We start from the raw sequence: 14,950 nt of genomic DNA, 5'->3' as shown, positions 1-14,950 counted from the left end.
GCCGCTCTCAAACACCGATTTTTCAGGAGACGCACCGTGCCCCTTTCGCTACTCATTCTGGCCCTGAGCGCCTTTGCCATCGGGACGACCGAGTTCGTCATCATGGGCCTGCTGCCCGACGTCGCCTCTGACCTGGGCGTCAGCATTCCCGGCGCCGGCTGGCTGGTGACCGGCTACGCGCTGGGCGTTGCCATCGGTGCACCGTTCATGGCCATGGCCACCGCCAGACTGCCGCGTAAAGCAGCGCTGGTGACGCTGATGGGGATCTTTATCATCGGCAACCTGCTCTGCGCCGTCGCGGCCGATTACAACATTCTGATGTTCGCCCGCGTGGTCACTGCGCTGTGCCATGGGGCATTCTTCGGCATCGGCTCGGTCGTGGCAGCCGGCCTGGTTCCGGCCAACCGCCGTGCTTCGGCCGTTGCGCTGATGTTCACCGGCCTGACCCTTGCCAACGTGCTGGGCGTGCCATTGGGCACTGCGCTCGGACAACAGGCAGGCTGGCGCTCGACCTTCTACGCGGTGACCGTGATCGGCGTCATTGCCTTTATCGGCCTGATTCGTTTCCTGCCGGCCAAACGCGATGAAGAGAAACTCGACATGCGTGCTGAACTCGGTGCCCTCAAAGGTGCCGGGATCTGGCTGTCGCTGAGCATGACGGCTCTGTTTGCCGCTTCCGTGTTCGCGCTGTTCACCTACGTCGCACCGTTGCTGGGTGAAATCACCGGCGTGTCGCCGCTGGGCGTGACCTGGACGCTGATGCTGATCGGGCTGGGACTGACCGCCGGCAACATCATCGGCGGCAAGCTGGCGGATCGTCGCCTGGCCGCCACCTTGATCGGCGTATTCATCGCCATGGCCGTGACGTCCACTGTTCTGACCTGGACCAGCGTGGCGCTGATCCCGGCTGAAATCACCCTCTTCCTCTGGGCCACCGCCTGTTTCGCCGCCGTGCCTGCCTTGCAGATCAACGTGGTGACCTTCGGCAAGGACGCACCGAACCTGGTGTCGACCCTGAACATCGGCGCCTTCAACGTCGGCAACGCCTTGGGCGCATGGGTCGGTGGCAGCGTCATCGCCCACGGCTACGGCCTGACCAGCGTGCCCCTCGCCGCCGGCGGCCTGGCCATCCTTGCGTTGCTGGTGACCTTGATCATTTTCCGTCAGCGCGGCGATGGCGAACTCGCCGCTGCAACGAACTGATTTCAACGCTTCAAAACTGCGGATTCACCCACTGTCCAACCCATTGAGGATATCCCCGATGACTACAATTTTTGACCCGATCAAGATGGGCGAGCTGGAGCTGGCCAACCGTATCGTCATGGCGCCACTCACCCGTTGCCGCGCCGACGAAGGCCGCGTTCCGAACGCGATGATGGCCGAGTACTACGTGCAGCGCGCCACCGCTGGCCTGATCATCAGCGAAGCGACGTCCGTCACGCCGATGGGCGTCGGCTACCCGGACACCCCGGGTATCTGGTCCAACGACCAGGTTCGCGGCTGGAGCAACATCACCAAGGCCGTTCACGCCGCGGGCAGCAAAATGGTGCTGCAACTGTGGCACGTAGGCCGTGTTTCGCACCCTCTCTATCTGAACGGCGAAACGCCTGTCGCACCGAGCGCGATTCAACCAAAAGGCCACGTGAGCCTGGTTCGTCCGCTGTCTGATTACGTAACGCCACGTGCGCTGGAACTGGCTGAAATCGACGACATCGTCGACGCCTACCGCGTCGGTGCCGAGAACGCCAAAGCCGCTGGTTTCGATGGCGTGGAAATCCATGGCGCCAACGGTTACCTGCTCGACCAATTCCTGCAAAGCAGCACCAACACGCGCACCGACCGCTACGGCGGCTCGTTGGAAAACCGCGCGCGTTTGCTGCTGGAAGTGACCGACGCGGCCATCGAAGTCTGGGGCCCAGGCCGTGTGGGTGTGCATTTGGCACCTCGCGCCGACTCCCATGACATGGGCGACGACAACCTGGCTGAGACCTTCACCTACGTCGCGCAGGAACTGGGTAAACGCGGCATCGCGTTCATCTGCGCCCGTGAGCGTGAGCTGGACGACAGTCTGAGCCCGCGTTTGAAAGAGGCGTTTGGTGGGGCGTTCATCGCCAACGAGAAATTCACCAAACAGAGCGCCAATGAATGGCTGGCCAGCGGCAAAGCGGACGCGGTGGCCTTTGGTGTGCCGTTCATTGCGAACCCTGATCTGCCTGCACGCCTGGCCAAGGATGCTCCGCTGAACGAGCCGCATCCTGAGACGTTCTATGCCAAGGGCGCAGTGGGGTATATCGATTATCCGACGCTGTAATTAGCGTATTTGGCTGGGGCTGGATTGGATTCGGGGTGTATCCGGTTCTTCCTGCGTCGCTGCCAGGGTCTGGCTAACGCCAGACCTGAAAGCAGCGCCACCACAAACAGCGGACATCTCAGCTCACTGTCCGCGCGCACGCCTCGCTCAGAGCCCTACTGAGCCCGCGAATTGATCTGCTGCGACAACGTCTGAATCTGACTCTGCAGGGTATTGAGACTGCGCGTCATCTGCCCACGAAACGCATCGAACTCCGCCGTGCTCGCACTCGATGAAGCCGCCTGCGCCGGACGATTGTCCTGCTCGCTCTTGAGCACGATCATGTCCTGCTCCAGACGCTCGATCGCCTGACTGTTATTGCTCTTCTTCAAATTCGCCACATCGGCACTCAAGCCTTTGAGTTCAGAATCCAGACGATCCTGCTGCGACTGCGCCGATTTGTTATCAGGCATCGCCGCCTTCAACGCGGCCAGTTCGGTCGCGACCGTCTTCAACTGATCCTGCAACTGCTGATTGGTCGCCTGCTGCTGCGTCGCTTGAGCCGCAATCTGCTCCAGACGCTTGTCCAGGCCGCCCTGCAAACCGGCCACGCCTTGCTGCTGCTTACCCTGGTCCGCCAGTTGATCCTGCAACTGTTTGATCTGGGCCTTCAGCGCTTCACCGCCGCTGTTGGCAACCGATTCGGTGGCGACAACTTTGCCGGAAATGTCTTGCAGGCGCCCCGCCGCTTCCTCGCTGATGCGCGCGAAGCTTTCCTGGGTGGCGACCAATTGCTGCTCCATCAACGAAACCTGCTGAAAACTCCACCAGCCCAGACCGCAGAACGCGATGAACAGCGCCCCGATCAAGGCCCACAAAGCGCCGGTGCCCGGGGCTTTGACCTTGACCACCGGTGTGGTTCGCGAATACACCGTGGTGCGCTCACGGGCACCGGCGGTCGGGATGAAGTCATCGTCGTCATCTTTGGCGCTGAGGCTCGGCACGTCATCGATGTCGTCATACGGATCTTTGCGCATGTGTTTCCCTTTGAAGATCGCTGAATCTGAATGGCGGCAGTATAACCGCGACACGTAGGACCCTATGAATCGCCGGCCGTTTTAAACGGCCTGACCGTGCTGCGCTTTCCACCAGCCGCAGAACTCATCCAGCGCGGTCCAGACGCTGACGTTGGGCTGGTAATCCAGATAATACTGGGCGCGGCTGATATCAAGCGTGAAATCTCGATTCATCACCTGCATTCCCACTCTGGACAGCGTAGGTTCAGGTCGGCCCGGCCAGAGCAGGCAGGCCGCTTCGTTGATCGCCGCCGCGCTGTAGGCCAGGCCGTACGAGCGATAACGCGTGACAGGCGGCAATTGCATCTGACGCATGACGTAATTGACCACGTCCCAGATGGGAAGCGGCGTGCCGTTGCTGATGTTGTACGCCTTGCCCAGTGCCGCACCCGTCGCCAGCAAACTGCTGAGCATCGCTTCGTTGAGGTTCTGAATGCTGGTGAAATCGACTTTGTTCAGGCCATTGCCGATGATCGACAGGCGCTTCTTGCGCTGCATCTGCATCAGCCTCGGGAAGATGCTGGTGTCTCCCGCGCCGGTGACGAAGCGAGGACGCAACGCGATGACTTCAAGCCCGAACTCCGTGGCGCCAAACACCTTTTGCTCGGCCAGGTACTTGGTCGCGGCATAGTGATTGTGGAAGCGCTTGGGGACCTGCTCTTCACGGATGTTCAGGTGCGACTGCCCATCGAAGTAGATCGATGGCGAGGACAAGTGCACCAGTCGCCGGACGTGTTGCTTGAGACAGGCTTCGACGACGTTTTCAGTGACCTGGACGTTGCCCTGCTGGAAGTCCTGACGACGTCCCCAGGTGCCGACAGCCCCCGCGCAGTGAACAACCGCCTCGACGTCGTCGCACAGGGCGTGCACCAGCTCCGGGTCACTCAAGTCGCCTTGAATGAATTCGGCGCCGCGCCGCACGAGATGCTCAACGCTCTCTGCACGACGGCCGTTGACCCGGACGCTCAATCCCTGCTCCAGGGCGAAACGCGCAAAGCGTCCGCCGATGAAGCCGCTCGCGCCGGTGACCAGAATCTTCATTTACCGCTCCGTTAAAATAAAAATGCACAACATTGGCTCGCGAGGCCCGACCCTGCAGGTCGCAGAAATCTCTGGCGTTAGTGATCTCTGTGGGAGCGAATTCATTCGCGATACGGTTTTTCAAACGACACATCTTCGCAGGCTGATCAGGCCGCTCGCGAATGAATTCGCTCCCACAGGTTTTGCGCCCGACCGAGGCACCTCAACGTCTGTACTGACGCTCACTGCGCTGCCAGCGGCACTAACCACTGACCGGCTTTCTTCGCCAGATGATCAGTCAGCTGAGTCAGCAACTGCCCGCCGTTGCGCCAATGATGCCAGTACAAAGGCACATCGATGCAGCGATCGCTCAACAATTCCACGAGTTTGCCGCTCGCCAACTGTTCTTGCACCTGCAACTCAGGCACCAGCCCCCAGCCCATCCCGGACTCCGTCATGCGAATAAAACCCTCGGACGACGGACACAAATGATGTTCAAAGCCGCCCTCGACGCCCAGCGACGCCAGATAGCGATGCTGAAGAAAGTCATCCGGCCCGAAGACCAATGCCGGCGAACGTGCCAGCGCCTGAGCCGTGACACCGTGCGGAAAATGCCGCGCGATGAAGGCAGGGCTGGCCAACGCGCGATAGCGCATGGCGCCCAGCAGCAGACTGCGCGCGCCCGCCACCGGGCGTTCGCTGCCACACAGGCAGGCTGCGACTTCGCCGGCGCGCATGCGCTTGAGGCCAACGTCCTGATCCTCCACCACCAGGTCGGTCAGCAACCGGTGTTCGGCACAGAAGTCCCCCACCGCCGGCGCCCACCAAGTCGCCAGACTGTCCGCGTTCAACGCAATGCGCAGACGCTCCGCAATGCCGCCTTCGTCCAGCGCAGGCACCACGCTTTGCAGGTCTCGCTCCAGCAACCGCACCTGTTGAACATGGTTCAGCAGGCGCCGACCGATATCAGTGGGACTGGGCGGCGTGGCCCGCACCAGCACCGGTTGACCAATGCGTGCTTCGAGTAATTTGATCCGCTGTGAAACGGCCGACTGCGACAGGCCCAGTACGTGTGCCGCGCGCTCGAAGCCCGCCTGTTCAACCACAGCTGCCAACGCCGAAAGCAATTTATAGTCGAACATCACTTTCCCTAATGAGCGATGAGCAATATTGGTTTTTCTTATACCGCTCATTGCCTGACACTTGCCACACAAACCTGCCTGCGATGAGACCCCCTGATGTCCGGTGAAACCTCCCTCAACGTGCTGCTGCGCAGCATGAGCCCAGCATTGAACCCAGGTGAATATGTGTTTGCCAGCGTGCCCGAAGGCAGCGACCTTCAACGCGTGCAGGTCATCGGCAGCTTTCGCGAACGGGAGGGGCTGACCGTAATTATCGAACGACAAGAGGCCGAATTACTGGGCCTTGCCTGTGGCTACGTCATGGCGTGGATCACGCTGAACGTGCACTCGTCACTGGAGGCCGTAGGGCTGACTGCGGCATTCGCCACTGCGTTGGGCGAAGCAGGCATCAGTTGCAATGTGATCGCAGGCTTCTATCACGACCATCTGTTCGTGGGCAAAGACGACGCGCACAAAGCCATGACGGTACTGCGCGAACTGGCCGCCAACGCCCACTGATTCACTTCACGGAGCGATTCCTCATGTGGCAAAGCTACCTCAATGGCCTGCTGGTTGCGTTCGGGCTGATCATGGCCATCGGCACCCAGAATGCCTATGTACTGGCGCAAAGCTTGCGCCGCGAGCATCACCTGTCGGTCGCGCTGCTGTGCATCGTGTGCGATGCGGTGTTGGTCGCCGCAGGCGTGTTCGGGCTGGCCAACGTACTGGCGCACAACCCGACCTTGCTGGCTGTCGCGCGCTGGGGTGGCGTGATGTTTCTGCTGTGGTACGGCAGCAAAGCCCTGCGCCGTGCCGTGTCGCCGCAAAGCCTGCAACAGGGCGATGCCGACGGTCAGCGTTCCCGCCGCGCAGTGTTGCTGACGGCCTTGGCCGTCACCCTCCTCAACCCGCACGTTTATCTCGACACGGTACTGTTGATCGGCTCCCTTGGGGCGCAACAGGCCGAACCGGGCGCCTACGTGGCCGGCGCCGCCAGTGCGTCACTGCTGTGGTTCTCGACGCTGGCGATCGGCGCGGCGTGGCTGGCGCCGTGGCTCGCCCGTCCGGCAACCTGGCGCCTGCTGGATCTGATGGTCGCCGTGATGATGTTCAGCATCGCAGTGCAGTTGATCCGAACCGCCTGATCATGCGCCTGCGCTGACTCATCAAAACTATCCATCGTTTCCCGCGCAACGCTCTGGAACCTCTATCCCACACAGTTGTTGCGTGGTTATGGGCCGGACCCGGTGCTATGATCCAAAACCCTGCGCCGCAAAGAGTAAAAGACTCTCCGGCGTATGTTCTGTCTGGCCGCCCGTGATCGGCCTTGCGCTAACCGCAACTGACCTGATTAGGAGAATTACCATGGCTTTCGAATTGCCTCCGCTGCCGTACGCTCATGATGCTCTGCAGCCGCACATCTCCAAGGAAACCCTGGAATACCACCACGACAAGCACCACAACACCTACGTCGTGAACCTGAACAACCTGGTGCCAGGCACTGAGTTCGAAGGCAAGACCCTGGAAGAAATCGTCAAGTCTTCCTCGGGCGGTATCTTCAACAACGCAGCCCAGGTCTGGAACCACACTTTCTACTGGAACTGCCTGGCACCAAACGCCGGCGGCCAACCGACCGGCGCGCTGGCTGATGCCATCAACGCTGCGTTCGGCTCCTTCGACAAGTTCAAGGAAGAGTTCAGCAAAACCTCCATCGGCACCTTCGGCTCCGGCTGGGGCTGGCTGGTGAAGAAAGCTGACGGTTCCCTGGCTCTGGCCAGCACCATCGGCGCCGGCAACCCGCTGACCAGCGGCGACACCCCGCTGCTGACCTGCGACGTCTGGGAACACGCTTACTACATCGACTACCGTAACCTGCGTCCAAAATACGTCGAGGCGTTCTGGAACCTGGTGAACTGGAAGTTCGTTGCTGAGCAGTTCGAAGGCAAGGCTTTCACCGCCTGATTACTGCATCAACGCGCGTTTTAAAGAAAACCCGGCCTCGCCGGGTTTTTTTTCGCGTTCTGTTCGTCCTTTATGTATTGTCAGAAAGCGATAGCGGACTAATATCAGTTTCGTCCGAATCGACGAAAAGAGGCTCAAGTTCCGCCCCCTGTTTACCGACACAGTACTGATAGCCTTACTGGCCTGCATGTGGATCGTTATCTGAATGAAACAGGTCAGGTGTGTATCGAAACCTTGACCCCATGGCCTGCATTGCCAATGCTTGCATACAGTCACCCGCTATCAGCATGGATGAAGGAATGCCCATTTGAAGCTGGAACTCAAGAACAGCTTGTCGGTGAAGCTGCTGCGTGTGGTGTTGCTTTCAGCGCTCGTCGTGGGCGTTGTGCTCAGCTGCGCACAAATTGTCTACGACGCCTACAAGACCCGGCAGGCCGTCGCCACTGACGCCGAGCGGATTCTCGACATGTTCCGTGACCCGTCGACACAGGCTGTGTATAGCCTGGACCGGGAAATGGGCATGCAGGTCATCGAGGGCCTGTTTCAGGACAAGGCCGTACGCATGGCGTCGATCGGCCACCCCAATGAGACCTTGCTCGCGGAAAAGACCCGTGACCTCAAACCCTCGCCGACGCGTTGGCTGACAGACCCGATCCTCGGCCAGGAACGCAGCTTCACCACCCAGTTGGTAGGACGCAGCCCGTACAGCGAATATTACGGCGATCTGCGTATCACGCTCGACACCGCGACCTACGGCGAGGGCTTTCTCGTCAATTCGATGATCATCTTTATTTCCGGCGTGCTACGCGCGCTCGCGATGGGGCTGGTGCTGTATCTGGTTTATCACTGGCTGCTGACCAAACCGCTGTCGCGCATCATCGAACACCTGACGAGCATCAATCCCGACCGGCCCAGCGAACACCAGTTACCGCTGCTCAAGGGGCACGAGAAGAACGAGTTGGGGCTCTGGGTCAACACCGCCAACGAACTTCTGGCCTCCATCGAGCGCAACACTCACCTGCGACACGAGGCTGAATCGAGCCTGCTGCGCATGGCGCAATATGACTTTCTGACCGGGCTGCCTAATCGCCAGCAGCTGCAACAGCAACTGGACAAGATCCTGATCGATGCCGGGCGAGTGCAGCACCGGGTTGCCGTACTGTGCGTCGGCCTGGATGACTTCAAGGGCATCAACGAACAATTCAGTTATCAGGCGGGCGACCAACTCCTGCTGGCGCTGGCCGACCGTCTGCGTGGACACAGTGGCCGCCTGGGCGCTCTCGCGCGCTTGGGCGGCGACCAGTTCGCGCTGGTGCAGGCCGACATCGAACAACCCTATGAAGCAGCGGAGCTGGCGCAGAACATTCTGGATGATCTGGAAGCGCCGTTCGCCGTCGATCAGCAGGAAATCCGTCTTCGCGCGACCATCGGCATCACGCTGTTCCCGGAAGATGGCGACAGTACTGAAAAGTTGCTGCAAAAAGCCGAGCAGACCATGACCCTGGCGAAGACGCGCTCGCGCAATCGCTATCAGTTCTATATCGCCAGCGTCGACAGCGAGATGCGCCGTCGCCGCGAGCTTGAAAAGGACCTGCGCGAAGCCTTGGTGCGCAACCAGTTTCATCTGGTGTACCAGCCTCAGATCAGCTATCGCGACCAGCGTGTCGTCGGCGTAGAGGCATTGATTCGCTGGATTCACCCTGAGCACGGTTTCGTGCCGCCGGATCAGTTCATTCCGCTGGCCGAACAGAACGGCACCATCATCGCCATCGGCGAATGGGTACTGGACCAGGCGTGCAAACAGTTGCGCGAATGGCACGATCAGGGCTTCAGCGAACTGCGCATGGCCGTGAACCTGTCCACCGTGCAACTGCACCACTCCGAACTGCCTCGCGTGGTCAACAACCTGCTGCAGATTTACCGCCTGCCGCCGCGCAGTCTGGAGCTGGAGGTGACCGAAACCGGTCTGATGGAAGACATCAGCACCGCCGCCCAGCACCTGCTCAGCCTCCGTCGTTCGGGCGCGCTGATTGCCATTGATGACTTTGGGACCGGTTATTCGTCCTTGAGCTATCTGAAAAGCCTGCCGCTGGACAAGATCAAGATCGACAAGAGCTTCGTGCAGGACCTGATCGACGACGATGACGACGCCACCATCGTGCGCGCCATCATCCAGCTGGGCAAAAGCCTGGGCATGCAGGTCATCGCCGAGGGCGTGGAAACCACCGAGCAAGAGGCTTACATCATCTCCGAGGGCTGCCACGAAGGTCAGGGCTATTTCTACAGCAAGCCACTGCCCGCGCGGGAGTTGCTGTCCTATCTGAAGCAGGCGCAGCGCACGCATGTGGGGGTTTTGTAGTTTCACTCCCCGACGTGCAGGAGCGCGCTTGCCCGCGAACCCCGTGGGTGGTGCGCTGCCAATGTGACTGACCAGACCCAATCGCGGGCACGCGCGTTCTTGCTGAGAGTGCGGTCCAGCCCGCGCTGAAACGCCTTGTAACAGCTTGAAATACCTCCTCCTCCCGCGTCGCGGCGTTTTGCCTTTACACAGAATGCAAATCTTTCGCATTATGTCGCAGCTTTTTTCTGGCGCTCGCCACCGTTCACACTCTCTTTCAGACGCAGGATTCCGTCATGATTCGTATGCCCCTGGCAACCGCAAGTCTGCTGGCCATCGCTATCTCTCTGGCCGGTTGTGACCAAGGCAAGGACAAGCCCGCTGCCGCCGCGCCATCCCCGACGCCCGCCGCAGCCGCGCCGGCGCCAGCAGCAGCGCCAGCCGCCGCACCGGCTCAGACCAACGATGCCGCCACCAAGGCCGTGGTCGCGAATTACGCGAACATCGTCTTCGCCGTGTTCAGCGACGCCGAATCCACCGCGAAGACCTTGCGGACCGCTGTCGACACCTTCCTCGCCAACCCGAATGACCAGACCCTGAAAGCCGCGCGCGACGCCTGGGTTGCGGCCCGTGTGCCGTACATGCAGAGCGAAGTGTTCCGCTTCGGCAACACCATCATTGACGACTGGGAAGGTCAGGTGAACGCCTGGCCGCTGGACGAAGGCCTGATCGACTACGTGGCCAAGGATTACCAGCATGCGCTGGGCAACCCGGGCGCCACCGCGAATATCATCGGCAACAAGTCGGTGCAAGTCGGCGAAGACAAGGTCGACGTCACGGAAATCACGCCTGAGAAACTGGCCAGTCTGAACGAGCTGGGCGGCTCCGAAGCCAACGTCGCGACCGGTTACCACGCGATCGAATTCCTGCTCTGGGGTCAGGACCTGCACGGCAACGGCCCGGGCGCAGGCGAACGCCCTGCCAGCGACTACATCGAAGGCAAAGGCGGCACCGGCGGTCACAACGATCGTCGCCGTGCGTACCTGAAAGCCGCCACCGACCTGCTGGTGAGCGACCTGGAAGAAATGGTCAACAACTGGAAACCGGGCGTTGCCGACAACTACCGCGCCACGCTGGAAGCGGAGCCTGCTGAAAACGGTCTGCGTAAAATGCTGTTCGGCATGGGCAGCCTGTCCTTGGGCGAGCTGGCGGGCGAGCGCATGAAGGTGGCGCTGGAAGCCAATTCCAGCGAAGACGAACACGACTGTTTCAGCGACAACACTCACAACTCGCACTTCTATAACGGACTGGGGATCCGCAACGTTTATCTGGGTGAATACACCCGCGTAGACGGCACCAAGGTCAGCGGGCCGAGCCTGTCCTCGCTGGTCGCCAAGGCCGACGCCGCGACCGACAGCACTGTGCGCGCCGACCTGGACGCCACCCAGGCGAAACTGCAGGCAATCGTCGATCATGCCAACAAGGGTGAACACTTTGACCAGTTGATCGCGGCGGGCAACACCGCTGGCAATCAAGTCGTTCGTGATGCCATCGCGTCGCTGGTCAAGCAGACCGGCGCGATCGAACAAGCCGCCGGCAAGCTGGGCATTACCGACCTGAACCCGGACAACGCCGATCACGAATTCTGATTGGCGCCGTTTGTGCTCCCACGGTCCTGATCGAAGCCTGCCTGGCACTCGCCAAAGCGCGCTTCGATGATCGTCAAAAGAAGGCCGACCCGTTAGCGGGCCGGCCTTTTTTTGACCACAAAAAAACCGTCAGAACCGCCATAAACAGGGGGTTTCTGAAGACCAATCCGTAAGTTATGTAGGGCATTTCCTGTTCGCTCCGTGTCGGATTGAACACGCTTTATTCGCCGTCGATCATGCGCACTTCCTTGACCCCACCCTATCCAGGAGGAGACAGAAAGTGCCCAAGAGAAACAATAAAAGGCGCCGCGTCGGTAAGCTCAAAGCCAATAACTACGGCATCCATTTGTTGGTCGGCATCAAGGGGCCTCGCGCCTGGAAAGTGACGATCTACCGTGATGGAAGAACCTTCAACAGACTGTTCTCATTCTCTCGCTACGGCGGGGCCGAAACCGCTCGCAAAGCGGCAGACGCCTGCCGCGATCAATTGCTGCTCGAACACCTGCCCAAGCTCAGCCGGGACGTCCGTCAACGCATCATCTCAACCAACACCAGCGGCTATCCCGGCGTGCATTACCGCTGCTACACCGGCATCGCCTATTGGGTAGCGCGCACGACCCTGCGCAATGGCAGCAGCGTGACCAAGTCCTTCAGGGTCGAGCACTACGGCTACGACAGAGCCAAGGAACTCGCCATCCGCGAACGCGAGCGTCAGCTCGACAGCATTGGCGACTACCGCTCGTTCAAAGTGATAGAAGGCGAACGACGACTCATGCAACTACTGGTGGAGAACCCCGCACTGGAAATTTCAGGACTGTGATGGGCAAGTTGCCGCCAAATCTCGGGGCTGGCGGCAAATTGGTTACAACACGTTTCGAGAGAGGCTTACAAACGCAAATCCCTCTTATTCCTCAAGAACGGGGCTGGTAAGCTTGCTCGCCCCGATTTCCACCCCCTTTGCAGGATGTGTATGACTGCGCGGTTCCGTCTCTGGCTCTTCCTGCTGATGGCTTCGGCCATTGGCGGGTGCGATGACGCCCCGCGTTTCACCGCTGCCGAGCCTGGCGAAGCGCAATCCGGCGGCGCGACCACCGTCCACAAAAAGGACCGCACTGCGTTTTCCCTTCCTGCGGCCAACCTTTCACCGACCCGGCGGCTGGACTTCAGCGTCGGCAACAGCTTTTTCCGTAACCCTTGGGTCATCGCACCCTCGACCACCACCGCGCGAGACGGTCTGGGTCCCCTGTTCAACACCAACGCCTGCCAGAACTGCCATATCAAGGACGGCCGCGGACACCCGCCCGAGCCGGGCGCCGACAACGCCGTGTCGATGCTCGTGCGCCTGTCGATTCCCGATGAGCCTGCTTTCGCAGAGCACATCAGGCATCTGGGGCTGACACCGGAGCCGGTCTACGGCAAACAGCTGCAGGACATGGCGATTCCCGGTGTTACACCCGAAGGCAAAGTGCGCGTGGAATATGACTCGATGACCGTGCATTTCCGCGACGGTACGCCCGCGCACCTGCGTCGCCCTACCCTGCAGATCACCCAGCTGGGTTATGGGCCAATGCACCCGCAGACCCGCGCGTCGGCCCGCATCGCGCCGCCCATGATCGGCCTGGGCCTGCTGGAGGCCATTCCCGAAGCAGCCATTCTGGCCAACGCGGATCCGGATGACAGCAAAGGCACCGGGGTCACCGGCACACCCAACTGGGTCTGGGACGACGCGCAGCAGAAAACAGCGCTCGGGCGCTTCGGCTGGAAAGCTTCGCAACCCAGCATCAATCAACAAAACGCCCATGCCCTCGCGGGCGACATGGGGCTGACCTCGAGCCTCAAGCCAGCGGATGACTGCACACCGTCGCAGCCCGCCTGCCTTGACGCGCCCAATGGCCAAGGCCCCGATGGCGAGCCGGAGGTCAGTGACAACATTCTGCGGCTGATCACGTTCTACACCCGCAATCTGGGCGTGCCGGCGCGCCGTGACGTGGCCGGTGCGCAAGTCCTGGCGGGCAAGAATCTGTTCTTCAAGGCCGGTTGCCAGCAGTGCCACACGCCGCAGTTCACGACCGCAGCCAACGCCGCCGAGCCGGAACTCGCCAACCAGGTGATCCGCCCTTATACCGACTTGTTGCTGCACGACATGGGCGAAGGGCTCGCCGACAACCTCACTGAGTTCAAGGCCAACGGGCAGCAATGGCGAACCCCGCCATTGTGGGGCATCGGACTGACTCAGGTCGTCAGCGGTCATACCCAGTTTCTGCACGATGGCCGCGCCCGCAACCTCATGGAAGCCGTGCTGTGGCACGGCGGCGAAGCGTTGCCCGCGCAGCGTCAGGTGCTGGCGTTCGACGCACAACAGCGGGCAGCGCTTCTGGCGTTCCTGAATTCCCTTTAAACGTATTATCCGAACGATAAGGAGCCGGACATGTTCCGTCCCAAGCTGTTGCTCACCAGCCTCGCCGCGCTCGCGCTGGGTGCCTGTGCACCCGCAGACCCGCAGGCCGTGACGTCTGCCGCCATCGCCAAGCAAGTGATCCTGCCGACCTACAGCCGCTGGGTCGACGCTGACAGGCAACTGGCCGTCAGTGCGCTGGCGTTCTGTCAGGGCAAGAGCGATCTGGACACCGCGCGGGCCGACTTCCTCCATGCCCAGAAAGCCTGGGCCGAACTTCAGCCGTTGCTGATCGGTCCGCTGGCCGAAGGCAACCGCTCGTGGCAGATCCAGTTCTGGCCTGACAAGAAGAACCTTGTGGGCCGTCAGGTCGAGCAACTGGTGACTGCCCAACCGCAGATCAGCGCCGATGCACTGGCGAAATCCAGCGTCGTCGTGCAGGGGTTGTCGGCATATGAATACATCCTGTTCGATGCCGAAATCGACATGGCCAGCGCTGACCAGAAAGCGCGCTACTGCCCGCTGTTGATCGCCATCGGCGAACGCCAGAAAACCCTCGCGCAAGAGATCCTCGACGGCTGGAACAGCACCGACGGCATGCTCGCGCAGTTGAGCAAATTCCCGAACCAGCGCTACGCCGACTCTCACGAGGCCATCGCTGAACTGTTGCGCGTGCAGGTCACGGCACTGGATAGCCTGAAGAAAAAACTCGGCACACCGCTGGGCCGCCAGACCAAAGGCGTGCCACAACCTTTCCAGGCCGAAGCATGGCGCAGCAAGGCGTCGCTGAGCAGCCTGCAAGCCGGTCTCGCCAGCGCCGAAACGGTCTGGTCGGGCGTGGACAACAAAGGCCTGCGCGGCCTGCTGCCTGCCGAGCAAAAGCCGCTGGCTGACAAGATCGACGCTGCCTACGCTGAAAGTCAGAAGCAGCTGGCGGCGCTCAAACCGCCACTGGTCGAGCTGCTGGCCACCGAGCAAGGCCGGCAGCAGTTGAACGCGTTCTACGACAGCCTCAACAGGGTGCATCGCCTGCACGAGGGCGAACTTGCCAAAGCACTGGGCATTCAGCTCGGCTTCAACGCCAACGATGGTGACTGAT

13 protein-coding genes are annotated in these 14,950 nt (G+C 61.0%); 10 read left to right on the top strand and 3 right to left on the bottom strand.

The features are described from left to right. Positions 1 to 36 precede the first annotated feature (36 nt). Both BLS87_RS21705 and BLS87_RS21700 read left to right on the top strand, forming a co-directional pair. Positions 37 to 1,203, top strand: a complete 1,167-nt coding sequence (locus tag BLS87_RS21705) for an MFS transporter (protein WP_074755488.1) — start codon at positions 37 to 39, stop codon at positions 1,201 to 1,203. Between the two features lie 58 nt (positions 1,204 to 1,261). Continuing rightward, positions 1,262 to 2,311: an alkene reductase gene (locus BLS87_RS21700; protein ID WP_074755486.1), complete on the top strand. Its 1,050-nt coding sequence runs from the start codon at positions 1,262 to 1,264 to the stop codon at positions 2,309 to 2,311. Between the two features lie 155 nt (positions 2,312 to 2,466). Here the strand turns inward: BLS87_RS21700 and BLS87_RS21695 are convergent, their stop codons facing one another. From BLS87_RS21695 to BLS87_RS21685, 3 genes are all read right to left on the bottom strand, one after another. Beyond that, entirely contained in the window at positions 2,467 to 3,327 is an 861-nt protein-coding gene (locus BLS87_RS21695; protein ID WP_074755484.1) for an ATPase, read from the bottom strand. A gap of 81 nt (positions 3,328 to 3,408) precedes the next feature. Then, positions 3,409 to 4,407 carry an NAD-dependent epimerase/dehydratase family protein gene (locus BLS87_RS21690; RefSeq protein ID WP_074755482.1) on the bottom strand — a complete coding sequence of 333 codons (999 nt, stop codon included), beginning with the start codon at positions 4,405 to 4,407 and terminating at the stop codon, positions 3,409 to 3,411. 221 nt (positions 4,408 to 4,628) lie between these two features. Next, a complete protein-coding gene (locus BLS87_RS21685; protein ID WP_074755480.1) occupies positions 4,629 to 5,528 on the bottom strand; it encodes a LysR family transcriptional regulator ArgP in 900 nt (299 codons plus the stop codon). A 96-nt stretch (positions 5,529 to 5,624) separates the two neighbouring features. Here BLS87_RS21685 and BLS87_RS21680 point away from each other — a divergent pair, with 96 nt between their 5' ends. From BLS87_RS21680 to BLS87_RS21640, 8 genes are all read left to right on the top strand, one after another. Next, on the top strand, positions 5,625 to 6,026 hold the full coding sequence (locus BLS87_RS21680) for an ACT domain-containing protein (protein WP_074755478.1): 402 nt from the start codon (positions 5,625 to 5,627) through the stop codon (positions 6,024 to 6,026). A gap of 23 nt (positions 6,027 to 6,049) precedes the next feature. Next, a complete protein-coding gene (locus tag BLS87_RS21675; protein ID WP_074755476.1) occupies positions 6,050 to 6,652 on the top strand; it encodes a LysE/ArgO family amino acid transporter in 603 nt (200 codons plus the stop codon). A 220-nt stretch (positions 6,653 to 6,872) separates the two neighbouring features. Then, positions 6,873 to 7,469: a superoxide dismutase gene (locus BLS87_RS21670; RefSeq protein WP_074755474.1), complete on the top strand. Its 597-nt coding sequence runs from the start codon at positions 6,873 to 6,875 to the stop codon at positions 7,467 to 7,469. A 307-nt stretch (positions 7,470 to 7,776) separates the two neighbouring features. After that, positions 7,777 to 9,828 (top strand): putative bifunctional diguanylate cyclase/phosphodiesterase, encoded by a 2,052-nt coding sequence (locus tag BLS87_RS21665; protein ID WP_074755472.1) that lies wholly within the window; start codon positions 7,777 to 7,779, stop codon positions 9,826 to 9,828. Positions 9,829 to 10,103: 275 nt separating this feature from the next. Continuing rightward, complete coding sequence (locus tag BLS87_RS21655) at positions 10,104 to 11,456, top strand: imelysin family protein (protein WP_074755468.1); 1,353 nt, start codon at positions 10,104 to 10,106, stop codon at positions 11,454 to 11,456. Positions 11,457 to 11,736: 280 nt separating this feature from the next. Beyond that, on the top strand, positions 11,737 to 12,276 hold the full coding sequence (locus tag BLS87_RS21650) for an AP2 domain-containing protein (RefSeq protein ID WP_074755466.1): 540 nt from the start codon (positions 11,737 to 11,739) through the stop codon (positions 12,274 to 12,276). 150 nt (positions 12,277 to 12,426) lie between these two features. Beyond that, a complete protein-coding gene (locus BLS87_RS21645; protein WP_074755464.1) occupies positions 12,427 to 13,854 on the top strand; it encodes a di-heme oxidoreductase family protein in 1,428 nt (475 codons plus the stop codon). Positions 13,855 to 13,884: 30 nt separating this feature from the next. Further along, positions 13,885 to 14,949 carry an imelysin family protein gene (locus BLS87_RS21640; protein WP_074755462.1) on the top strand — a complete coding sequence of 355 codons (1,065 nt, stop codon included), beginning with the start codon at positions 13,885 to 13,887 and terminating at the stop codon, positions 14,947 to 14,949. Position 14,950: the final 1 nt, after the last annotated feature.

It is taken from the genome of Pseudomonas abietaniphila (assembly GCF_900100795.1).
Lineage (GTDB): Bacteria > Pseudomonadota > Gammaproteobacteria > Pseudomonadales > Pseudomonadaceae > Aquipseudomonas > Aquipseudomonas abietaniphila.
The sequence above is the reverse complement of the archived record's forward strand: the minus strand, read 5'-3'. Positions and strand labels throughout refer to the sequence as shown.